Raw genomic sequence first — 19,902 nt, forward strand, 5'->3', positions numbered from 1 at the left:
ACAGGTCAAGAGACGAGAAGTAGTATGTCCAGACGCCATCGTGCAGAAAAGCGTGAGATCAACCCGGATCCGAAGTTCGGCGATCTGATCGTCACCAAGTTCATGAATGCGATCATGCTTCACGGCAAGAAGTCCGTGGCTGAAAGCATCGTTTATGGTGCGTTCGATTCCGTTCAGGGTCGCTCGAAGCAGGAGCCTCTCGCGGTCTTCCATCAGGCGCTTGAGAATGTCGCTCCGCACGTTGAAGTGCGTTCGCGCCGCGTCGGTGGTGCAACCTACCAGGTTCCGGTGGATGTTCGCCCGGAGCGCCGTCAGGCCCTCGCCATCCGCTGGCTGATCGCTGCTGCCCGCAAGCGTAACGAGACCACCATGGTGGATCGTCTCTCTGGTGAGCTTCTGGATGCTGCCAACAACCGTGGCAGCGCCGTCAAGAAGCGTGAAGACACGCATAAGATGGCGGACGCCAACCGCGCGTTCTCGCATTACCGCTGGTAATCGTCATCCGATCGAATTTCGAAAGGCAGTCCTATGGCTCGCGAATATAAAATCGAAGACTACCGTAACTTCGGTATCATGGCGCATATCGACGCCGGCAAGACGACGACCACCGAGCGTATCCTTTATTACACCGGCAAGTCGCACAAGATCGGCGAAGTCCATGATGGCGCGGCCACGATGGACTGGATGGAGCAGGAGCAGGAGCGCGGCATCACGATCACGTCCGCTGCCACCACGACCTTCTGGAAGGGCCGTGACGGCAAGACCCGTCGCTTCAACATCATCGACACCCCCGGCCACGTCGACTTCACCATCGAAGTCGAGCGTTCGCTGCGCGTTCTCGACGGCGCCATCGCGCTGCTCGATGCCAACGCCGGCGTTGAGCCTCAGACGGAAACCGTCTGGCGTCAGGCTGAGAAGTATCATGTTCCGCGCATGATCTTCTGCAACAAGATGGACAAGACCGGTGCGGACTTCTACCGCTCCGTGGAAATGATCAAGACCCGCCTCGGTGCGACGGCCGTTGTCATGCAGTTGCCGATCGGCGCTGAAAGCGAGTTCAAGGGCGTCGTAGACCTGATCGAGATGAACGCTCTCATCTGGCGCGACGAATCTCTCGGCGCCCAGTGGGATGTCGTCGAGATCCCGGCCGACATGAAGGAAAAGGCTGAAGAATATCGCGAAAAGCTGATCGAGACCGTTGTCGAGATCGACGAAGAAGCGATGGAAGCCTACCTCGAAGGCAACATGCCCGACAACGACAAGATCCGCGAGCTCGTTCGCCGCGGCACGATCGATGTCAAGTTCCATCCGATGTTCTGCGGCACCGCCTTCAAGAACAAGGGCGTTCAGCCGCTTCTCGACGCGGTCGTCGATTACCTGCCGTCGCCGCTCGACATTCCTGCGATCAAGGGCATCGACTTCAAGACCGAAGCCGAAATCGAGCGTCACGCAGATGATGCCGAGCCGCTTTCCATGCTCGCGTTCAAGATCATGAACGACCCCTTCGTCGGTTCGCTGACCTTCGCTCGTATCTACTCGGGCAAGCTCGAAAAGGGTTCCTCGGTTCTGAACACCGTCAAGGACAAGCGCGAGCGCGTCGGCCGCATGCTGCAGATGCACTCCAACTCCCGTGAAGATATCGAAGAAGCCTTTGCAGGCGACATCGTTGCTCTCGCAGGCCTGAAGGAAACCACCACGGGTGACACGCTCTGCGATCCCCTGAAGCCGGTTATCCTCGAGCGCATGGAATTCCCCGAGCCGGTCATCCAGATCGCGATCGAGCCGAAGTCCAAGGGCGACCAGGAAAAGATGGGCCTCGCGCTCAACCGCTTGGCTGCCGAAGACCCGTCCTTCCGCGTCAAGACCGACCAGGAATCCGGCCAGACGATCATCGCCGGCATGGGCGAACTTCACCTCGACATCATCGTCGACCGCATGCGTCGCGAGTTCAAGGTCGAAGCAAACGTTGGTGCTCCGCAGGTTGCTTACCGCGAAACCATCACGCGTCAGCACGAAGAAGACTACACGCACAAGAAGCAGTCCGGTGGTACCGGTCAGTTCGCTCGCGTCAAGATCATCTTTGAACCGAACCCGGATGGGGACGATTTCGTCTTCGAATCCAAGATCGTCGGCGGTGCTGTTCCGAAGGAATACATCCCAGGCGTTCAGAAGGGTATCGAAAGCGTTCTGTCTTCGGGCCCGCTCGCCGGCTTCCCGATGCTCGGCGTCAAGGCTACGCTCATCGACGGTGCCTTCCACGACGTGGATTCCTCGGTTCTCGCCTTCGAAATCGCCTCCCGCGCCTGCTTCCGTGAAGCAGCGAAGAAGGCCGGTGCTCAGCTCCTCGAGCCGATGATGAAGGTCGAGGTCGTAACGCCGGAAGATTACGTCGGCGACGTGATCGGCGACCTGAACTCCCGCCGTGGTCAGATCCAGGGCCAGGAATCGCGCGGCATCGCCGTCGTGATCAACGCCCATGTGCCGCTGGCTAACATGTTCAAGTATGTCGATAACCTGCGCTCCATGTCGCAGGGCCGTGCTCAGTACTCGATGGTCTTCGACCATTACGCACCGGTCCCGTCGAACGTGGCAACGGAAATCCAGGCAAAGTACTCCGGTCAGAAGTGACCGGAGTAACCCGCTGAAAAAGTAGAGAATTTTCCCGTCAAGGGACAAGAACGGAGAGCCGCAATGGCAAAGAGCAAGTTTGAGCGCACGAAGCCTCACGTCAACATTGGCACGATTGGTCACGTTGACCATGGGTAAGACGTCCCTGACGGCTGCCATCACCAAGTATTTCGGTGAGTTCAAGGCTTACGACCAGATCGATGCGGCTCCGGAAGAGAAGGCGCGCGGTATCACGATTTCGACGGCGCACGTCGAGTACGAGACGCCGAACCGTCACTATGCGCACGTCGACTGCCCCGGCCACGCCGACTACGTGAAGAACATGATCACGGGCGCTGCGCAGATGGACGGCGCGATCCTGGTCTGCTCGGCTGCGGACGGCCCGATGCCGCAGACGCGCGAGCACATCCTGCTGGCCCGTCAGGTCGGCGTTCCGGCGATCGTGGTGTTCCTGAACAAGGTCGACCAGGTCGACGACGCCGAGCTTCTCGAGCTCGTGGAGCTTGAAGTTCGCGAACTTCTGTCGTCCTACGACTTCCCGGGTGACGACATTCCGGTCATCAAGGGTTCGGCGCTTGCCGCTCTGGAAGATTCGGACAAGAAGATCGGCGAAGACGCGATCCGCGAGCTGATGGCCGCTGTCGACTCTTACATCCCGACGCCTGAGCGTCCGATCGACCAGCCGTTCCTGATGCCGATCGAAGACGTGTTCTCGATCTCGGGTCGCGGCACGGTCGTGACCGGTCGCGTCGAGCGCGGCATCATCAAGGTTGGCGAGGAAGTCGAGATCGTCGGCATCCGTGCGACGTCGAAGACGACGGTGACCGGCGTTGAAATGTTCCGCAAGCTGCTCGACCAGGGCCAGGCCGGCGACAACATCGGCGCGCTGGTTCGCGGTGTGGACCGCAACGGCGTCGAGCGTGGCCAGATCCTGTGCAAGCCGGGTTCGGTCAAGCCGCACAAGAAGTTCAAGGCGGAAGCCTACATCCTGACGAAGGAAGAGGGCGGCCGTCATACGCCGTTCTTCACGAACTACCGCCCGCAGTTCTACTTCCGCACGACGGACGTTACGGGCATCGTGACGCTTCCGGAAGGCACGGAAATGGTCATGCCGGGCGACAACGTCACGGTTGACGTCGAGCTGATCGTGCCGATCGCCATGGAAGAGAAGCTGCGCTTCGCGATCCGCGAAGGCGGCCGTACCGTCGGCGCAGGCATCGTCGCAAGCATCGTCGAGTGATTCAAAGACGAAGCCGGCCTCTTCGGATGCCGGCTTCGTCCGAAAAACTTTAAGCAAGCGGCCCGATGCGGCTTGCTTATGACACAAAAATGTAGCAAATGGCGCGCGAGCGTGATTTGCGCCTGCTTTGTATGTACGAAACAGGTGACTGCCCAACAATTTAAGGTGGGCCATATGGCCCGAAGAATGGAAGGGGTGCCGGGATCGGTGTCCCTTCGATCTTTGAAACCGGTGGTCCGCCTTAGGTAAACGAACAACCCCTGCCGTATTGTTTGGCATGCGGGTGACAGACAACAAGGATAACGTCGAATGAACGGCCAAAATATCCGCATTCGCCTGAAGGCGTTCGATCACCGGATTCTCGATGCTTCCACGCGCGAGATCGTGTCGACGGCGAAGCGCACCGGTGCTAGCGTCCGGGGCCCCGTTCCGCTTCCGACCCGAATCGAGAAGTTTACGGTTAACCGGTCCCCCCACATCGACAAGAAGAGCCGCGAGCAGTTCGAGATGCGCACGCATAAGCGCCTCCTCGATATCGTTGACCCGACTCCGCAGACGGTGGACGCGCTGATGAAGCTCGATCTCGCCGCCGGTGTTGATGTTGAGATCAAGCTCTGAGGCTTTTGTCTCGAGCGGAGTGAGAAGGATTGAACCGATGCGTTCGGGTGTAATTGCACAGAAGGTGGGAATGACCCGCGTCTACAACGACGCTGGCGAGCATATCCCGGTAACCGTATTGCGGCTGGAAAGCTGCCAGGTCGTCGCGCACCGCACCGTTGAGAAGAACGGCTATACCGCTGTTCAGCTCGGCGCAGGCACGGCGAAGGTGAAGAACACCTCCAAGGCGATGCGCGGCAACTTTGCTGTCGCCAACGTCGAGCCGAAGGCGAAGCTCGTGGAGTTCCGCGTTTCTGAAGACAACATGATCGATGTCGGCACCGAGCTGACGGCGGCCCATTTCCAGGCTGGCCAGTTGGTGGACGTTACCGGCACCACGATCGGTAAGGGTTTTGCTGGCGCCATGAAGCGCCACAACTTCGGTGGTCTGCGCGCCACGCACGGTGTGTCCGTTTCGCACCGTTCGCATGGTTCGACCGGTTCCAACCAGGATCCGGGCCGCGTCTGGAAGGGCAAGCGTATGGCTGGTCACATGGGCCAGACGCGCGTCACCACCCAGAACCTGGAAGTCGTCTCCACCGACGAGAACCGTGGCCTGATCCTCGTCAAGGGTGCCGTCCCCGGCTCCAAGGGCGCCTGGATCGTCGTTCGCGATGCCGTCAAGTCGGCCGCGAAGTAAGGGAGCCAAGCAAATGGAATACAACGTCAAGACCCTCGAGGGAAAAGACGCAGGCAAGGTCTCCCTGTCGGACGAGATCTTCGGCCTCGATCCCCGTGAAGACATTCTCGCCCGCATGGTTCGTTGGCAGCTCGCCAAGAAGCAGCAGGGCACGCACAAGACCAAGGGTCGTGCTGAAGTTTCCCGCACGGGCGCCAAGATGTACAAGCAGAAGGGTACGGGCCGCGCTCGTCACCATTCGGCTCGCGCTCCGCAGTTCCGCGGCGGTGGCAAGGCTCATGGTCCGGTCGTTCGCAGCCACGAGCACGATCTTCCGAAGAAGGTTCGTGCGCTTGCTCTGCGTCACGCCCTGTCGGCAAAGCTGAAGGCCGAAGAGCTGATCGTCATCGACAACCTGGTAGCGGCGGAAGCCAAGACCAAGGCGCTCGCCGGAACCTTTGCTTCGCTCGGCCTGACGAACGCGCTGGTCATCGGTGGTGCTGAGCTCGACAACAACTTCAAGCTCGCAGCCCAGAACATCCCGAACATCGATGTTCTGCCGGTTCAGGGCATCAACGTTTACGATATCCTGCGTCGCGGCAAGCTCGTCCTGTCGAAGGCCGCAGTTGAAGCTCTAGAGGAGCGTTTCAAGTGACCGATCTTCGCCACTATGATGTGATCGTATCTCCCTCGATCACCGAAAAGTCGACGCTGGTATCCGAACAGAACCAGGTTGTCTTTAACGTTGCCAAGACTGCTTCGAAGCCCGAGATCAAGGCTGCCGTAGAAGCGCTCTTCGGTGTGAAGGTCACTGCCGTCAATACGCTGGTCCGCAAGGGCAAGGTGAAGCGCTTCCGCGGCTTCATCGGCAAGCAGAAGGACGTCAAGAAGGCTGTCGTCACCCTGGCCGAAGGTCAGACGATCGACGTCTCCACCGGTCTCTGAGGTAAGATACAATGGCATTGAAAAGCTACAATCCGACGACCCMGAGCCAGCGTCAGCTGGTCATCGTCGACCGTTCGGGCCTCTGGAAGGGCAAGCCGGTCAAGACGCTGACGGAAGGTCTCACCAAGAGCGGCGGCCGTAACAACAATGGCCGCATCACCGCTCGCTTCATCGGCGGTGGTCACAAGCGCACCTACCGTCTCGTGGACTTCAAGCGTCGCAAGTTCGATGTTGAAGGCACGGTCGAGCGTCTGGAATACGACCCGAACCGTACGGCGTTCATCGCGCTCGTGACCTACACGGACGGCGAACAGGCCTACATCCTCGCTCCGCAGCGCCTTGCTGCCGGCGACAAGGTCATCGCTTCCGAGAAGGCCGTCGACGTGAAGCCCGGCAATACCATGCCGCTTCAGTACATCCCGGTCGGCTCCATCGTCCACAACGTGGAAATGAAGCCGGGCAAGGGTGGCCAGATCGCTCGTTCGGCCGGCACCTATGTCCAGCTCGTCGGCCGCGATGCCGGCATGGCGATCCTTCGTCTGAACTCCGGCGAACAGCGCCTCGTTCCGGGCTCCTGCCTGGCCACGGTTGGTGCTGTTTCCAACCCGGACCACGGCAACATCAACGACGGCAAGGCCGGTCGCACCGTTTGGCGTGGCAAGCGTCCGCATAACCGCGGCGTCGTCATGAACCCGGTCGACCATCCGCACGGCGGTGGTGAAGGCCGCACCTCCGGTGGTCGCCATCCGGTGACCCCGTGGGGCAAGCCGACCAAGGGCAAGCGCACCCGTTCGAACAAGTCGACCGACAAGTTCATCATGCGTTCGCGCCATCAGCGCAAGAAGTAAGAGGAAAGTCACACAATGGCTCGTTCAGTATGGAAAGGTCCGTTTGTTGACGGCTATCTTCTCACGAAGGCTGAGAAGGTGCGCGAAGGCGGACGCAACGAAGTAATCAAGATCTGGAGCCGTCGCTCCACGATCCTTCCGCAGTTCGTCGGGCTTACGTTCGGCGTCTACAATGGCAGCAAGCACGTGCCGGTCAGCGTCAACGAAGACATGGTCGGTCACAAGTTCGGTGAATTCTCTCCGACCCGGACCTATTACGGTCACGGTGCGGACAAGAAGGCGAAGAGGAAGTAACCATGGCGAAGGCTAAGACCGAACGCCGGCTGAAGGACAACGAAGCACAGGCAGTCGCCCGTACGCTTCGCGTCAGCCCGCAGAAGCTGAACCTGGTTGCCGCCCTGATCCGCGGCAAGAAGGTCGACCGCGCGCTTGCAGAACTCGAGTTCTCCCGCAAGCGTATCGCCGGCACGGTGAAGAAGACCCTCGAGTCTGCAATCGCCAATGCCGAGAACAACCATGACCTCGACGTCGATTCGCTGATCGTTTCCGAAGCCTATGTCGGCAAGTCGATCGTGATGAAGCGCTTCCATGCCCGCGGCCGCGGCCGCGCCTCGCGCATCGAGAAGCCCTTCGCTCACCTGACGATCGTCGTTCGCGAAGTCGAGGAAAAAGGGGAGGCCGCATAATGGGCCAGAAAATCAATCCGATCGGTTTCCGCCTCGGCATCAACCGTACCTGGGACAGCCGCTGGTTCGCCGATAATGCTGAATACGGTCAGCTCCTCCATGAGGATCTGAAGATCCGCGCATATCTGATGCAGGAGCTGAAGCAGGCCGGCATCTCCAAGGTGGTCATCGAGCGTCCGCACAAGAAGTGCCGCGTCACGATCCACTCGGCCCGTCCGGGCCTCATCATCGGCAAGAAGGGCGCCGATATCGAAAAGCTGCGTAGGAAGCTTTCCGAAATGACGTCCTCTGAAACGCACCTCAACATCGTCGAAGTGCGCAAGCCGGAAGTCGATGCGACCCTGGTCGCACAGTCGATCGCCCAGCAGCTCGAGCGCCGCGTGGCTTTCCGCCGTGCGATGAAGCGTGCCGTTCAGTCGGCCATGCGTCTCGGCGCTGAAGGCATCAAGATCACCTGCGCCGGCCGTCTCGGCGGTGCGGAAATCGCTCGTACCGAATGGTATCGTGAAGGTCGCGTTCCGCTTCACACGCTGCGCGCCGACATTGACTACGGTACGGCAGAAGCCGAAACCGCTTTCGGTATCTGCGGCATCAAGGTCTGGATCTTCAAGGGCGAAATCCTTGAGCATGATCCGATGGCTTCCGAGCGGCGCGCGCTGGAAGGCGATGCGCAGGGCCCGGCAAGCCGCGAACGTGGCGATCGTCGCCGCGAAAACGCTTGATAAGCGCTGGCGAAAGATAAGCTCGGAGAAGTAAGAAAATGTTGCAGCCAAAGCGTACCAAGTACCGCAAGCAGTTCAAGGGCCGCATCAAGGGCGTTGCCAAGGGCGGGTTCGACCTTGCCTTTGGTGAATTCGGCCTCAAGGCTCAGGAACCGAACCGCGTCAACGCACGCGAGATCGAGGCGGCTCGCCGCGCGATCACCCGTTACATGAAGCGCGCGGGTCGTGTCTGGATCCGCGTGTTCCCTGACGTTCCGGTCACCGCCAAGCCCACCGAAGTTCGTATGGGTAAAGGTAAGGGTTCGGTTGAATACTGGGCATGCAAGGTCAAGCCCGGTCGTATGATGTTCGAGATCGACGGCGTTTCGGAAGAAATCGCTCGCGAGGCTCTGCGCCTCGGTTCTGCCAAGCTCTCGGTCAAGACGCGCTTCGTACAGCGCATCGCAGAGTAAGGAGAAGGCACGAGATGAAAGCCGAAGACGTACGCGGCCTCACGGCCGACCAGCTCAAGGACAAGCTCGCCGAGCTCAAGAAGGAGCAGTTCAACCTGCGCTTCCAGAAGGCCACCGGTCAGCTCGAGAAGTCCTCGCGCATCAACGAAGTCCGCAAGGACATCGCCCGCGTGAAAACCATTGCCCGCCAGAAGGCGGCAGAAGCCAAGGCCTAAAGGAAGAATAATATGCCGAAACGCATTCTGCAGGGCGTAGTTGTTTCCGACAAGAACGAGAAGACCGTTGTTGTCCGGGTAGAGCGCCGATTCGCGCATCCGCTGCTTCAGAAGACGGTCCGCCGTTCCAAGAAGTACAAGGCGCATGACGAAAACAACCAGTACAAGGTTGGCGACGTGGTTTCCATCGAGGAATGCGCGCCGATCTCCAAGGACAAGCGCTGGACGGTTGTTGCCGCCCAGGCTTAATTGCCCAGGTTTCTGCGTCAGGCCCTTGCGTCTGGCGCAGAATCCTGTATGAAGCACGCCATTGGCGCAGGACGCTCGGCAACGAGCGTCTTTTGCTTTGAGCGCAGGGAAGGTCCCATCTGGGAAACCACCTTGGCAAGACCCATCCCGCGCACATCGAAATTCTGTCCAAAAGCCGGATCGGGGCGTTTTCGCGCCCGGTCGTTCCGGTCATTAGAAAAAGGCGACCTGACATGATTCAGATGCAAACAAACCTCGACGTGGCGGACAATTCCGGCGCACGTCGTGTCATGTGCATCAAGGTGCTGGGCGGCTCCAAGCGCAAGTACGCTTCGATCGGCGACGTCATCGTCGTATCGATCAAGGAAGCCATCCCGCGCGGCCGCGTGAAGAAGGGCGACGTGATGAAGGCGGTTGTTGTGCGCACCGCCAAGGACATCCGTCGCGCTGACGGCAGCGTCATCCGCTTCGATAACAACGCAGCGGTCCTCATCGACAACAAGAAAGAGCCGATCGGCACCCGTATCTTCGGACCGGTTCCGCGCGAACTGCGCGCCAAGAACCATATGAAGATCATCTCGCTGGCTCCGGAAGTACTCTAAGGGAGCGGGAAAGATGCAGAAGATCCGCAAGGGCGACAACGTCGTCGTATTGACCGGCAAGGACAAGGGCCGCACTGGCGAAGTTCTCCAGGTTCTGCCGAAGGAAGATCGCGCCGTGGTGCGCGGTATCAACATGGTGAAGCGTCATCAGCGTCAGACTCAGACCGCTGAAGCCGGCATCATCAACAAGGAAGCATCCATTCACCTGTCCAACATCGCGATCGTCGCGAAGGACGGGAAGCCGACCCGCGTTGGTTTCTCCGTCGTTGACGGCAAGAAGGTGCGTGTAGCCAAGCGTACGGGAGATGTGATCGATGGCTGAGGCAAAGTATGAGCCGCGGCTCAAGAAGGAATATGTTTCCCGTATTCGCGGCGCGATGAAGGAAAAGTTCGCCTACTCGAACGAGATGCAGATCCCGAAGCTCGACAAGGTCGTGATCAACATGGGCGTCGGCGAAGCTACGGCTGACTCGAAGAAGCCTACCGTTGCTGCTGCCGATCTTGCTGCGATTGCCGGCCAGAAGCCGGTCGTCACTCGCGCCCGCAATTCGATCGCCGGCTTCAAGCTTCGCGAAAACATGCCGATCGGCGCGAAGGTTACGCTCCGTGGCGCCCGCATGTACGAATTCCTGGATCGCCTGGTCAACATCGCGCTGCCGCGCGTTCGCGACTTCCGCGGCCTGAACCCCAAGAGCTTTGACGGCCGTGGCAACTTCGCCATGGGCATCAAGGAGCACATTGTGTTCCCTGAGATCAACTACGACAAGGTTGATCAGATGTGGGGCATGGACATCATCGTTTGCACGACGGCTACCAACGACGACGAAGCACGGGCTCTTCTGACAGAGTTCAACTTCCCGTTCCGTCAGTAACCGTAACGACGAGCGTTAAGAAGGAACTCCGATATGGCGAAAACCAGCGCAGTTGAAAAGAACAAGCGCCGCCGCAAGACCGTCGCCGTCCAGGCCGCCAAGCGCGCTGCCCTGAAGGCGACCATCATGAACCAGGAACTTCCGATCGAAGAACGGTTCAAGGCAACCCTGAAGCTCGCTTCGCTGCCGCGCGATGGCTCGAAGACGCGCATCCGCAACCGCTGCGAAGTCACCGGTCGTCCGCGCGCTTTCTATCGCAAGCTCAAGATGTCGCGTATCGCGCTTCGCGAGCTGGGCAACCTCGGCAAGGTGCCGGGTGTCGTCAAGTCGAGCTGGTAAGGAGATCGTTAGATGACCATGACTGATCCCTTGGGTGATATGCTCACCCGCATCCGCAATGGTGCTTCCCGCCGCAAGTCGACCGTGACCACGCCGGCTTCCCGGCTGCGTGCTCGCGTCCTCGACGTTTTGCAGGCGGAAGGCTACATCCGCGGTTATTCTCAGGTCGATTACGGCAACGGCAAGTCCGAGCTTGAGATCGAGCTGAAGTACTACGAAGGCGCGTCGGTGATCCGTGAGATCGGCCGCGTATCCAAGCCGGGCCGCCGGGTCTATGTCTCGGTAAAGTCCATTCCGCAGGTCGCGAACGGCCTCGRCATCACCATCCTTTCGACTCCGAAGGGCGTGATGGCCGATCACCAGGCTCGCGAACAGAACGTAGGTGGCGAGGTTCTCTGCTCGGTCTTCTAAGACAGGGCAGGGGTCTCCATAGCGAACAGACAGGATTGAAACATGTCTCGTATCGGTAAGAAGCCCGTTCAGGTTCCAGCAGGTGTTACGGCTGCTATCGACGGCCAGAAAGTGACTGCCAAGGGCCCGAAGGGCGAGCTGTTTTTCGTCGCGAACGACGAAGTCAAGCTCGAACTCAAGGACAATGCGGTATCGGTGACCCCGATCAACGATACCAAGGATGCTCGTTCGAAGTGGGGAATGTCCCGCACGATGGTCGAGAACATCTTCAAGGGTGTTAAGGACGGTTTCGAGCGCAAGCTCGAGATCAACGGCGTCGGTTACCGTGCCTCCATGCAGGGCAAGAACCTGCAGCTCGCGCTCGGTTTCAGCCACGACGTGGTCTACGAACCGCCRCAGGGCATCACCATTGCCGTGCCGAAGCCGACGGAAATCGTCGTCACCGGCATCAACAAGCAGCAGGTCGGTCAGGTAGCCGCGGAAATCCGCGAATACCGCGGTCCGGAGCCCTACAAGGGCAAGGGCGTCAAGTACGCCGAGGAACGGATCGTCCGCAAGGAAGGCAAGAAGAAGTAAGGATCACGCGAAATGGCTAGCAGGAAACAAGTACTTGCCAAGCGCGCGAGCCGAGTGCGTCGCCAGATCAAGGCGGTCGCCAATGGCCGCCCGCGCCTGTCGGTTCATCGCTCGTCGAAGAACATCTATGTCCAGGTCATCGATGACGTGGCCGGCCGCACGCTCGCAGCCGCTTCCACGCTCGAGGGTGATCTGCGCAAGTCGCTGAAGACCGGCGCTGACGTTGCTGCAGCTGCAGCCGTCGGCAAGCTCGTCGCCGAGCGTGCCGCCAAGGCCGGCGTGAAGGAAGTCGTGTTCGACCGCGGCCCCTTCCTCTATCACGGCCGCGTCAAGGCGCTTGCCGAAGCTGCCCGCGAAGGCGGTCTGAGCTTCTAAGAATTTCGCCTGGCCTTTCCTGATAGGGAGGCCGGGCGAATTGCGGTTCTGCCGCGAATGAGAAGCGTCCGCGGGTTTCGTGCCCGCGTTGCTTCAATGGGTAATCTGCCGATTGCACCCGGAAAAGAAAAAGGAAAAGGACAATGGCACAGGAAAGAAGGGGCCAGCGCGAAGATCGCCAGGCCCGTGAAGAGCGCGATAGCGAATTCGTCGACAAGCTGGTCGCGATCAACCGCGTCGCAAAGGTCGTCAAGGGCGGCCGTCGCTTCGGTTTCGCAGCACTCGTCGTCGTCGGCGACCAGAAGGGCCGCGTCGGCTTCGGTCATGGCAAGGCACGCGAAGTGCCGGAAGCCATCCGCAAGGCTACCGAAGCTGCAAAGCGCGACCTGATCTTCGTACCGCTGCGCGACGGCCGTACGCTGCATCATGACGTCAATGGCCGCCACGGCGCAGGCAAGGTCCTGCTGCGTTCGGCCAAGGCCGGTACCGGTATCATCGCCGGCGGTCCGATGCGCGCCGTATTCGAGACGCTCGGCGTTCACGACGTCGTTGCCAAGTCGACCGGTTCGTCGAACCCCTACAACATGGTTCGCGCCACGTTCGACGCCCTGAAGCACCAGGTTCATCCGAAGGACATCGCGGCACAGCGCGGCATCAAGTATGCAACGCTCCAGGCTCGCCGTGCTTCTTCCGGTGTGACCTCGGAAGAATAAGGAGAGCGGATCATGGCTAAGAAAGCAGAAGCCGCAAAGAAGACGATCACGGTCGAACAGATCGGATCGCCCATCCGCCGCCCGGCCGTCCAGCGTCAGACGCTGATCGGTCTCGGCCTCAACAAGATGCACCGGACCCGTACGCTGGAAGACACTCCTTCCGTTCGTGGCATGATCCGGGCTGTCCAGCATCTCGTTCGCGTCGTCGACGAGAAGTGAGACGGAGGAATTGACCATGAAACTGAATGAGATCAAGGACAACGAAGGCGCCACCAAGGATCGTATCCGCGTTGGTCGCGGTATCGGCTCCGGCAAGGGCAAGACCGGTGGTCGCGGCGTGAAGGGTCAGAAGGCTCGCTCCGGCGTATCGATCAACGGCTTCGAGGGCGGCCAGATGCCGATCTATCGTCGCCTGCCGAAGCGCGGCTTCAACAACATCTTCGCTTCCGACTTCGTCACCGTGTCGCTCGGCCGCATCCAGACGGCCATCGACGCGAAGAAGCTCGACCCGAAGGCAACGATCGATGCCGCCGCCCTCAAGGCTGCCGGCGTGATCCGCCGCGAGAAGGACGGTGTTCGCGTTCTTTCCGACGGCGAGCTCAAGGCGAAGATCTCGGTCGAAGTCGCCGGCGCCTCCAAGGCTGCCGTCGAGAAGATCGAAAAGGCCGGCGGTTCGGTGAAGCTGCTCGTCGCAGTGGAAGCCGCTGCTGAATAAATCGTTTGAAAATTGCCCGGAGTGAGCTTCACACCGGGCAATTTTATCTCCATATGTGAGCCTCACGATCCTGGGGCGATCTAGCCGGTCGCCTGTCCGGGATCATACTGAAAACAGGGTGAGGCAGCCGATTGCGCCTGCAATCTCCCCGCCCGGTTTTCTGAAACTGAATTTTTGAGACTGCTTTCCGGACCCGGCACTCGTCCACCGCCGGAGAATTGGTCAGGCGGAGAATTGCATGGCTTCTGCAGCGGAACAACTTGCCTCCAATCTGAATTTTTCGACCTTCGCCAAGGCGGAGGACCTCAAGAAGCGACTGTGGTTCACGCTCGCAGCACTCCTCGTTTATCGTCTCGGTACGCATATCCCGCTTCCGGGGTTGAACCCTGAGGCGTATGCGCAGGCCTTCCGTGGCCAGGCGAGCGGCATCCTCGGCCTCTTCAACATGTTCGCGGGCGGCGCGGTCGAGCGCATGGCGATCTTCGCGCTCGGCATCATGCCGTATATTTCCGCGTCGATCATCGTGCAGCTGATGACCTCGGTCGTTCCCTCGCTCGAAGCCTTGAAGAAGGAAGGCGAGCAGGGTCGCAAGATCATCAACCAGTACACCCGTTACGGAACCGTGCTGCTCGGCACGCTGCAGGCCTATGGCATTGCGGTCGGCCTCGAGAGCGGGCAGGGGATCGTGATGGATCCGGGTTGGTTCTTCCGTATTTCCACGGTCGTAACGCTGCTCGGCGGCACCATGTTCCTGATGTGGCTCGGTGAGCAGATCACCTCGCGCGGCATCGGCAACGGTATTTCGCTGATCATCTTTGCGGGCATCGCGGCCGGCCTTCCGTCGGCTCTGGCCGGAACGCTCGAGCTCGGTCGTACCGGCGCTCTTTCGACGGCGCTCATCCTGACTGTCATCGTCGTGGCGATCGCCGTCATCGCCTTGATCGTGTTCGTCGAGCGTGCCCAGCGCCGCCTGCTGATCCAGTATCCGAAGCGCCAGGTGGGCAATCGCATGTTCCAGGGCGATACTTCGCACCTGCCGCTGAAGCTCAATACATCGGGCGTCATCCCGGCGATCTTCGCCTCGTCGCTCCTGCTCCTACCGGCGACGGCCGCGGGTTTCGCCGGTAACAGCCAGCTTCCGAACTGGGCGACGACGATCATTTCGGCGCTCGGCCATGGCCAGCCGCTGTTCATGCTGCTCTACGGTCTGCTGATCGCCTTCTTCGCATTCTTCTACACGGCGATCGTCTTCAATCCGAAGGACACCGCCGACAATCTGAAGAAGCACGGCGGCTTCATTCCGGGCATCCGTCCGGGTGAGCGGACGGCCGAATACATCGACTACGTGCTGACCCGCATCACGGTCGTCGGCGCCATCTACCTCGTGTTCGTCTGCATTCTGCCGGAAATCCTGGTGGCGCGCACGGGCGTTCCGTTAGCCCTTGGTGGTACTTCGCTTTTGATCGTCGTCAGTGTAACGCTCGATACGGTCGCTCAGATTCAGGGCCACTTGATTGCGCAGCAATATGAGGGGCTGATCAAGAAGTCGAAATTGCGCGGAGGAAAGAGGGGACGATGAGATTGATTCTTTTGGGGCCGCCGGGCGCGGGTAAGGGGACCCAGGCTCAGCGGATCGTGGAGAAGCACGGAATTCCGCAGCTCTCCACCGGCGACATGCTGCGTGCGGCTGTAGCTGCCGAGACGGAAGTCGGCAAACGGGCCAAGGCCGTCATGGACGCGGGCAGGCTCGTCTCCGACGAAATCGTCAATGCGATCGTTTCCGAGCGTATCGATCAGCCGGACGCTGCCAACGGCTTTATCCTCGATGGTTTTCCGCGCACCCTGGTGCAGGCGGATGCCACCGAGGAGATGTTGAGGTCCAAGGGGCTCGACCTTTCAGTCGTCGTCGAGTTGCGTGTGGATGATAAGGAGCTTATCCGCCGCGTGTCCGGCCGCTATTCCTGCGCCCAGTGCGGAACGGTCTATCACGATACGGACAAGAAGCCGGCGAGCGAAGGCGTCTGCGACAAGTGTGGTTCGACCCATTTCAAGCGCCGGCCTGACGATAATGCCGAAACGATGACCAAGCGCCTGGAGGTCTATTACAAGGAGACCTCTCCGCTGATCGGTTACTACTATGCCAAGGGCAAGCTGAAGGTCGTGGACGGCATGGCCGAGATCGACACGGTCACGGCGGATATCGAGAAAATCCTTGCCGGCCTCTGAGCCGGCTTGGGTCTGTTAAAGAATCTTGGGCGGAGCAGTTGCTTTTCGGCGCTGATTCCGTTAAAGACGCGCCAACTCGCGACAGCTTTGAGCGATCGGCGCGGATTTCCCGAAAGGACATCCGGAGCTGGTCGTTTTGACTTGTTCCGGATGAAGTTTGAACTGGTGGCCTTGTGAGGCCGCTGTCATGGAAGAAGCACCACTTGCCGGATGGCAACTGGAAAAGGAGAATAGACGTGGCACGTATCGCTGGCGTCAATATCCCGACTGCGAAGCGCGTTGTTATCGCGCTGACCTACATTCACGGGATCGGCTCGAAATTTGCGCAGGAAATCATGGACAAGGTTGGCCTGCCGGCTGACAAGCGTGTCCATCAGCTGACGGATTCCGAAATCCTTCAGATCCGCGAAACCATCGACCGCGACTATCAGGTCGAAGGTGATCTTCGTCGCGAGACCGCGATGAATATCAAGCGTCTGATGGATCTCGGCTGCTACCGCGGCCTGCGTCATCGCCGTGGCCTTCCGGTCCGCGGTCAGCGTACGCACACCAATGCTCGCACCCGCAAGGGTCCGGCAAAGGCGATCGCTGGTAAGAAGAAGTAATTTTGGGTGAGCAGTGATTAGTGGGTGGTGATTAGAATCTACTCACTAACGACTGCAGACTGCTCGCTCCAAGGTGGAGCCGCTGGAATTACGGCGGTGCAGAGATCAACGAAAGGGATAATATGGCCAAGGAAGCCACCCGCGTTCGCCGTCGCGAGCGCAAGAATATCACGTCGGGCGTTGCCCACGTCAATTCGACCTTCAACAACACGATGATCACCATCACCGACGCGCAGGGCAATGCGATTGCCTGGTCGTCCGCTGGTGCCAAGGGCTTCAAGGGTTCGCGCAAGTCGACCCCGTTCGCTGCTCAGATCGCTGCCGAAGACTGCGCCAAGAAGGCTCAGGAGCATGGCATGAAGTCGCTTGAAGTCGAGGTTTGCGGTCCGGGTTCCGGCCGTGAATCTGCGCTTCGCGCTCTCCAGGCCGCCGGCTTCATGATCACCTCGATCCGCGACGTGACCCCGATCCCGCACAACGGTTGCCGTCCGCGCAAGAAGCGTCGCGTCTGATCGTCGTATTACGCTTGGACCGCCTTCGGGCGGTCCTGCATTGAACTCGGGAATAGCCGCTTTACCTCCTCGGAGGTTGGCGGCTTTGACCGTATGCCGATGAGCGATATTTGCTCCGCTCGGTGCTCCTCGTGCTCGGTTGCCACGATTGGATGGTGGCAACGAACGGAAGGTATGAAACATGATCCAGAAGAACTGGCAGGAACTGATCAAGCCGAACAAGGTGGAATTCACCTCTTCCGGCCGTACCAAGGCAACGCTGGTTGCCGAACCTCTGGAGCGCGGCTTCGGCCTGACGCTCGGCAACGCGCTTCGTCGCGTGCTTCTGTCGTCTCTGCGCGGTGCGGCCGTCACCGCCGTGCAGATCGATGGCGTATTGCATGAATTCTCTTCCATCCCCGGCGTTCGCGAGGATGTGACCGATATCGTGCTCAACATCAAGGAAATCGCCATCAAGATGGATGGCGACGATGCCAAGCGCATGGTCGTGCGCAAGCAGGGTCCGGGCTCGGTTACCGCCGGCGACATCCAGACGGTAGGCGATATCGAGATCCTGAACCCCGACCATGTGATCTGCACGCTCGACGAGGGTGCGGAAATCCGGATGGAATTCACAGTCAACAACGGCAAGGGCTACGTCCCGGCCGAGCGTAACCGTGCAGAAGATGCTCCGATCGGCCTCATCCCGGTCGACAGCCTCTATTCGCCGGTCAAGAAGGTCTCTTACAAGGTGGAGAACACCCGCGAGGGTCAGGTTCTCGACTACGACAAGCTGACCATGACCATCGAGACCGATGGTTCGGTCTCTGGTGAAGACGCCGTAGCCTTCGCCGCCCGTATCCTTCAGGACCAGCTTTCTGTCTTCGTCAACTTCGACGAGCCGCAGAAGGAAGCCGAAGAGGAAGCCGTTACCGAACTCGCGTTCAACCCGGCTCTCCTCAAGAAGGTCGACGAACTGGAACTTTCCGTCCGTTCGGCGAACTGCCTGAAGAACGACAACATCGTCTATATCGGCGATCTTATCCAGAAGACCGAGGCGGAAATGCTGCGCACTCCGAATTTCGGTCGCAAGTCGCTGAACGAGATCAAGGAAGTTCTGGCCTCCATGGGCCTCCATCTGGGTATGGAAGTTCCTGCCTGGCCGCCGGAAAACATCGAAGATCTCGCCAAGCGCTACGAAGACCAGTACTAACCATTAAACTGCAGGCGTATGCCTGCAAGTAAAGGAGACCAGAGATGCGCCACCAGAAAGCCGGCCGCAAGCTCAACCGCACCGCAAGCCATCGCAAGGCGATGTTCGCCAACATGGCTGCTTCGCTCATCACCCATGAGCAGATCGTAACGACCCTGCCGAAGGCGAAGGAAATCCGTCCGATCGTCGAGAAGCTCGTCACCCTTGGCAAGCGCGGTGACCTGCACGCTCGTCGTCAGGCGATCTCGCAGATCCAGGATCAGGATGCCGTTCGCAAGCTGTTCGACACGATCGCTTCGCGTTACGCCACCCGCAACGGCGGCTACCTTCGCATCATGAAGGCCGGCTTCCGCCAGGGCGACAACGCCGCTCTCGCCGTCATCGAGTTCGTCGAGCGCGACGTTAACGCCAAGGGCGCTGCCGACAAGGCTCGCGTTGCCGCTGAAGCCGAAGCTGCCGAAGCCGCTTGATAATTCCGCATCGTCGGAGATGAAAGGCCGGGTGGAAACACCCGGCCTTTTTGCTGCTGAACGATGAGGTCAGCTCACGCATCAAGCCGCTGGCTTGTCGAACGCACGACCTCCAGGAAGTTCCGCAGCGCCTTTCGCGCACCTCTTGGCCGCCAGCCCATGGCCAGTTCCCAAGCCACGTTCTCCGGCGCATCGAGCAGGGGAATGAATGCCACGCCGACGATCTGCATCGTCGCTGCGCCTTTGGGCACCAGCGATATGCCAAGCCCCGCGGCGACCAGGCTGAGGATCGTGTGCATCTGCCGGGCCTCCTGAACGATATTCGGTACGAAACCCACGGCCCTGCAGGCATTCGTAATGTTCCCGTGCAGTACCGGGCCTTGCTGGTAGGGGAACATGATGAAATCCTGCCCCGCCAGGTCGGCAAGCCGGCACGAATCCGAGGCCGCTAGCGGATGATGCGCCGGAACGGCGACGATCAGTTTGTCTCGGTGTATCAATTCCACGGTGAGGCCGTCGACGRCTTGAATCGGTGGATGGAAAAAGCCCAGATCGATATCTCCGCTGGCGAGATCGACCAGTTGGGCGTCCGTAGGGCGTTCATCGAGCCGAATTGCGGTATCCGGCCAGATTTCATGGAAAGCGCGGATGGTCGCGGGAAGCAGACGATAGAGAGCTGCCGAGACAAAGGCGATGGAAATCTCCGCAAGATCGTCGGATGCCGCCCGGCGGGCCAGGCGAACGGCTTCCTCGGATTGTGCAATGGTTCGCCTTGCCTCCTCCAGAAACACGCGCCCGGCGGCGGTGAGGCTCACCACGCGCTGCGTCCGCTCGAACAGTGCAAATCCCAGCCGTYCCTCGAGCCTCTTGATCGATTGGCTGAGCGGGGGCTGAGCCATGCCAAGCCGGGCGGCGGCGCGCCCGAAATGCATTTCTTCGGCCACGGCAATGAAATGCCGCATATGGTGTAGATCAATCGTCATCATATCGAAGAAGTATCAATAAACTCCGCTTTAATATTGGAAAAGTTCGC

30 protein-coding genes and 1 pseudogene are annotated in these 19,902 nt (G+C 59.9%); 30 read left to right on the forward strand and 1 reads right to left on the reverse strand.

Annotated features, from left to right (window positions below; all coding sequences use genetic code 11):
• The first annotated feature begins 24 nt into the window (after positions 1–24).
• The 30 genes and pseudogenes from rpsG (at position 25) to rplQ (ending at position 18,869) form a co-directional block, all read left to right on the forward strand.
• Positions 25–495, forward strand: a complete 471-nt coding sequence (gene rpsG, locus LCM4573_RS23375; RefSeq protein WP_071008854.1) for a 30S ribosomal protein S7 — start codon at positions 25–27, stop codon at positions 493–495.
• 33 nt (positions 496–528) lie between these two features.
• A complete protein-coding gene (gene fusA / locus LCM4573_RS23380) occupies positions 529–2,628 on the forward strand; it encodes an elongation factor G (protein WP_071008855.1) in 2,100 nt (699 codons plus the stop codon).
• Positions 2,629–2,691: 63 nt separating this feature from the next.
• Positions 2,692–3,868 (forward strand): annotated as a pseudogene (tuf, locus tag LCM4573_RS23385) (elongation factor Tu).
• 309 nt (positions 3,869–4,177) lie between these two features.
• Complete coding sequence (gene rpsJ / locus LCM4573_RS23390; protein WP_003547547.1) at positions 4,178–4,486, forward strand: 30S ribosomal protein S10; 309 nt, start codon at positions 4,178–4,180, stop codon at positions 4,484–4,486.
• A gap of 37 nt (positions 4,487–4,523) precedes the next feature.
• Positions 4,524–5,165 (forward strand): 50S ribosomal protein L3, encoded by a 642-nt coding sequence (gene rplC, locus LCM4573_RS23395; protein WP_071008857.1) that lies wholly within the window; start codon positions 4,524–4,526, stop codon positions 5,163–5,165.
• 13 nt (positions 5,166–5,178) lie between these two features.
• Positions 5,179–5,799, forward strand: coding sequence for a 50S ribosomal protein L4 (gene rplD, locus LCM4573_RS23400; protein ID WP_071008859.1), 621 nt, complete (start codon positions 5,179–5,181; stop codon positions 5,797–5,799).
• On the forward strand, positions 5,796–6,089 hold the full coding sequence (locus LCM4573_RS23405; RefSeq protein WP_046792692.1) for a 50S ribosomal protein L23: 294 nt from the start codon (positions 5,796–5,798) through the stop codon (positions 6,087–6,089). The genes rplD and LCM4573_RS23405 overlap by 4 nt, the downstream gene beginning before the upstream one ends.
• Positions 6,090–6,100: 11 nt before the next feature.
• Positions 6,101–6,937, forward strand: a complete 837-nt coding sequence (gene rplB / locus LCM4573_RS23410) for a 50S ribosomal protein L2 (protein WP_071008860.1) — start codon at positions 6,101–6,103, stop codon at positions 6,935–6,937.
• 15 nt (positions 6,938–6,952) lie between these two features.
• Positions 6,953–7,231 carry a 30S ribosomal protein S19 gene (gene rpsS / locus LCM4573_RS23415; protein WP_045230774.1) on the forward strand — a complete coding sequence of 93 codons (279 nt, stop codon included), beginning with the start codon at positions 6,953–6,955 and terminating at the stop codon, positions 7,229–7,231.
• Between the two features lie 2 nt (positions 7,232–7,233).
• Positions 7,234–7,623 (forward strand): 50S ribosomal protein L22, encoded by a 390-nt coding sequence (gene rplV / locus LCM4573_RS23420; protein ID WP_052638126.1) that lies wholly within the window; start codon positions 7,234–7,236, stop codon positions 7,621–7,623.
• Positions 7,623–8,345, forward strand: a complete 723-nt coding sequence (gene rpsC / locus LCM4573_RS23425; RefSeq protein ID WP_071008862.1) for a 30S ribosomal protein S3 — start codon at positions 7,623–7,625, stop codon at positions 8,343–8,345. The genes rplV and rpsC overlap by 1 nt, the downstream gene beginning before the upstream one ends.
• A 38-nt stretch (positions 8,346–8,383) precedes the next feature.
• On the forward strand, positions 8,384–8,797 hold the full coding sequence (gene rplP / locus LCM4573_RS23430) for a 50S ribosomal protein L16 (RefSeq protein WP_046792689.1): 414 nt from the start codon (positions 8,384–8,386) through the stop codon (positions 8,795–8,797).
• A 14-nt stretch (positions 8,798–8,811) separates the two neighbouring features.
• The gene (gene rpmC / locus LCM4573_RS23435) at positions 8,812–9,012 is read left to right on the forward strand and encodes a 50S ribosomal protein L29 (protein ID WP_046792688.1); all 201 of its coding nucleotides are present in this window, start codon (positions 8,812–8,814) and stop codon (positions 9,010–9,012) included.
• Positions 9,013–9,024: 12 nt separating this feature from the next.
• Complete coding sequence (gene rpsQ / locus LCM4573_RS23440; RefSeq protein ID WP_071008864.1) at positions 9,025–9,261, forward strand: 30S ribosomal protein S17; 237 nt, start codon at positions 9,025–9,027, stop codon at positions 9,259–9,261.
• Positions 9,262–9,494: 233 nt separating this feature from the next.
• Entirely contained in the window at positions 9,495–9,863 is a 369-nt protein-coding gene (rplN, locus tag LCM4573_RS23445; protein ID WP_052638136.1) for a 50S ribosomal protein L14, read from the forward strand.
• Between the two features lie 13 nt (positions 9,864–9,876).
• On the forward strand, positions 9,877–10,185 hold the full coding sequence (gene rplX / locus LCM4573_RS23450; RefSeq protein ID WP_071008865.1) for a 50S ribosomal protein L24: 309 nt from the start codon (positions 9,877–9,879) through the stop codon (positions 10,183–10,185).
• Complete coding sequence (gene rplE, locus LCM4573_RS23455) at positions 10,178–10,735, forward strand: 50S ribosomal protein L5 (RefSeq protein WP_071008867.1); 558 nt, start codon at positions 10,178–10,180, stop codon at positions 10,733–10,735. Before rplX ends, rplE begins: the two co-directional genes overlap by 8 nt.
• A gap of 33 nt (positions 10,736–10,768) precedes the next feature.
• Positions 10,769–11,074, forward strand: a complete 306-nt coding sequence (gene rpsN, locus LCM4573_RS23460) for a 30S ribosomal protein S14 (RefSeq protein ID WP_071008868.1) — start codon at positions 10,769–10,771, stop codon at positions 11,072–11,074.
• 12 nt (positions 11,075–11,086) lie between these two features.
• Entirely contained in the window at positions 11,087–11,485 is a 399-nt protein-coding gene (rpsH, locus tag LCM4573_RS23465) for a 30S ribosomal protein S8 (RefSeq protein ID WP_071008870.1), read from the forward strand.
• Positions 11,486–11,527: 42 nt separating this feature from the next.
• Positions 11,528–12,061 (forward strand): 50S ribosomal protein L6, encoded by a 534-nt coding sequence (rplF, locus tag LCM4573_RS23470; protein WP_046792682.1) that lies wholly within the window; start codon positions 11,528–11,530, stop codon positions 12,059–12,061.
• 12 nt (positions 12,062–12,073) lie between these two features.
• Positions 12,074–12,436, forward strand: a complete 363-nt coding sequence (gene rplR, locus LCM4573_RS23475; RefSeq protein ID WP_071008872.1) for a 50S ribosomal protein L18 — start codon at positions 12,074–12,076, stop codon at positions 12,434–12,436.
• 143 nt (positions 12,437–12,579) lie between these two features.
• Positions 12,580–13,149, forward strand: a complete 570-nt coding sequence (gene rpsE, locus LCM4573_RS23480; RefSeq protein WP_046792680.1) for a 30S ribosomal protein S5 — start codon at positions 12,580–12,582, stop codon at positions 13,147–13,149.
• A gap of 12 nt (positions 13,150–13,161) precedes the next feature.
• Positions 13,162–13,368, forward strand: a complete 207-nt coding sequence (gene rpmD, locus LCM4573_RS23485) for a 50S ribosomal protein L30 (RefSeq protein WP_071008874.1) — start codon at positions 13,162–13,164, stop codon at positions 13,366–13,368.
• 16 nt (positions 13,369–13,384) lie between these two features.
• The gene (gene rplO / locus LCM4573_RS23490) at positions 13,385–13,864 is read left to right on the forward strand and encodes a 50S ribosomal protein L15 (protein ID WP_071008876.1); all 480 of its coding nucleotides are present in this window, start codon (positions 13,385–13,387) and stop codon (positions 13,862–13,864) included.
• Between the two features lie 238 nt (positions 13,865–14,102).
• A complete protein-coding gene (gene secY / locus LCM4573_RS23495; protein WP_071008877.1) occupies positions 14,103–15,443 on the forward strand; it encodes a preprotein translocase subunit SecY in 1,341 nt (446 codons plus the stop codon).
• Positions 15,440–16,090 (forward strand): adenylate kinase, encoded by a 651-nt coding sequence (locus LCM4573_RS23500; RefSeq protein WP_071008879.1) that lies wholly within the window; start codon positions 15,440–15,442, stop codon positions 16,088–16,090. Before secY ends, LCM4573_RS23500 begins: the two co-directional genes overlap by 4 nt.
• Positions 16,091–16,326: 236 nt before the next feature.
• A complete protein-coding gene (gene rpsM / locus LCM4573_RS23505; RefSeq protein WP_037151149.1) occupies positions 16,327–16,695 on the forward strand; it encodes a 30S ribosomal protein S13 in 369 nt (122 codons plus the stop codon).
• Between the two features lie 122 nt (positions 16,696–16,817).
• The gene (gene rpsK, locus LCM4573_RS23510; RefSeq protein ID WP_007766864.1) at positions 16,818–17,207 is read left to right on the forward strand and encodes a 30S ribosomal protein S11; all 390 of its coding nucleotides are present in this window, start codon (positions 16,818–16,820) and stop codon (positions 17,205–17,207) included.
• A 181-nt stretch (positions 17,208–17,388) separates the two neighbouring features.
• Complete coding sequence (locus tag LCM4573_RS23515; RefSeq protein WP_046792674.1) at positions 17,389–18,399, forward strand: DNA-directed RNA polymerase subunit alpha; 1,011 nt, start codon at positions 17,389–17,391, stop codon at positions 18,397–18,399.
• Between the two features lie 44 nt (positions 18,400–18,443).
• Complete coding sequence (gene rplQ / locus LCM4573_RS23520) at positions 18,444–18,869, forward strand: 50S ribosomal protein L17 (RefSeq protein WP_071008881.1); 426 nt, start codon at positions 18,444–18,446, stop codon at positions 18,867–18,869.
• Between the two features lie 74 nt (positions 18,870–18,943).
• Here rplQ and LCM4573_RS23525 read toward each other — a convergent pair whose 3' ends face one another.
• Complete coding sequence (locus tag LCM4573_RS23525; protein WP_244505401.1) at positions 18,944–19,855, reverse strand: LysR family transcriptional regulator; 912 nt, start codon at positions 19,853–19,855, stop codon at positions 18,944–18,946.
• Between the last annotated feature and the right edge of the window lie 47 nt (positions 19,856–19,902).

Source organism: Rhizobium sp. LCM 4573 (assembly GCF_001854865.1).
Classification (GTDB): domain Bacteria; phylum Pseudomonadota; class Alphaproteobacteria; order Rhizobiales; family Rhizobiaceae; genus Neorhizobium.

Bases quoted from the DNA above. Each gene is read 5' to 3' on its own strand.
- rpsG (WP_071008854.1), top strand. From the start codon at position 25: ATGTCCAGACGCCATCGTGCAGAAAAGCGTGAGATCAACCCGGATCCG.
- fusA (WP_071008855.1), top strand. From the start codon at position 529: ATGGCTCGCGAATATAAAATCGAAGACTACCGTAACTTCGGTATCATG.
- rpsJ (WP_003547547.1), top strand. From the start codon at position 4,178: ATGAACGGCCAAAATATCCGCATTCGCCTGAAGGCGTTCGATCACCGG.
- rplC (WP_071008857.1), top strand. From the start codon at position 4,524: ATGCGTTCGGGTGTAATTGCACAGAAGGTGGGAATGACCCGCGTCTAC.
- rplD (WP_071008859.1), top strand. From the start codon at position 5,179: ATGGAATACAACGTCAAGACCCTCGAGGGAAAAGACGCAGGCAAGGTC.
- rpsS (WP_045230774.1), top strand. From the start codon at position 6,953: ATGGCTCGTTCAGTATGGAAAGGTCCGTTTGTTGACGGCTATCTTCTC.
- rplV (WP_052638126.1), top strand. From the start codon at position 7,234: ATGGCGAAGGCTAAGACCGAACGCCGGCTGAAGGACAACGAAGCACAG.
- rpsC (WP_071008862.1), top strand. From the start codon at position 7,623: ATGGGCCAGAAAATCAATCCGATCGGTTTCCGCCTCGGCATCAACCGT.
- rplP (WP_046792689.1), top strand. From the start codon at position 8,384: ATGTTGCAGCCAAAGCGTACCAAGTACCGCAAGCAGTTCAAGGGCCGC.
- rpmC (WP_046792688.1), top strand. From the start codon at position 8,812: ATGAAAGCCGAAGACGTACGCGGCCTCACGGCCGACCAGCTCAAGGAC.
- rpsQ (WP_071008864.1), top strand. From the start codon at position 9,025: ATGCCGAAACGCATTCTGCAGGGCGTAGTTGTTTCCGACAAGAACGAG.
- rplN (WP_052638136.1), top strand. From the start codon at position 9,495: ATGATTCAGATGCAAACAAACCTCGACGTGGCGGACAATTCCGGCGCA.
- rplX (WP_071008865.1), top strand. From the start codon at position 9,877: ATGCAGAAGATCCGCAAGGGCGACAACGTCGTCGTATTGACCGGCAAG.
- rplE (WP_071008867.1), top strand. From the start codon at position 10,178: ATGGCTGAGGCAAAGTATGAGCCGCGGCTCAAGAAGGAATATGTTTCC.
- rpsN (WP_071008868.1), top strand. From the start codon at position 10,769: ATGGCGAAAACCAGCGCAGTTGAAAAGAACAAGCGCCGCCGCAAGACC.
- rplR (WP_071008872.1), top strand. From the start codon at position 12,074: ATGGCTAGCAGGAAACAAGTACTTGCCAAGCGCGCGAGCCGAGTGCGT.
- rpsE (WP_046792680.1), top strand. From the start codon at position 12,580: ATGGCACAGGAAAGAAGGGGCCAGCGCGAAGATCGCCAGGCCCGTGAA.
- rpmD (WP_071008874.1), top strand. From the start codon at position 13,162: ATGGCTAAGAAAGCAGAAGCCGCAAAGAAGACGATCACGGTCGAACAG.
- rplO (WP_071008876.1), top strand. From the start codon at position 13,385: ATGAAACTGAATGAGATCAAGGACAACGAAGGCGCCACCAAGGATCGT.
- secY (WP_071008877.1), top strand. From the start codon at position 14,103: ATGGCTTCTGCAGCGGAACAACTTGCCTCCAATCTGAATTTTTCGACC.
- LCM4573_RS23500 (WP_071008879.1), top strand. From the start codon at position 15,440: ATGAGATTGATTCTTTTGGGGCCGCCGGGCGCGGGTAAGGGGACCCAG.
- rpsK (WP_007766864.1), top strand. From the start codon at position 16,818: ATGGCCAAGGAAGCCACCCGCGTTCGCCGTCGCGAGCGCAAGAATATC.
- LCM4573_RS23515 (WP_046792674.1), top strand. From the start codon at position 17,389: ATGATCCAGAAGAACTGGCAGGAACTGATCAAGCCGAACAAGGTGGAA.
- rplQ (WP_071008881.1), top strand. From the start codon at position 18,444: ATGCGCCACCAGAAAGCCGGCCGCAAGCTCAACCGCACCGCAAGCCAT.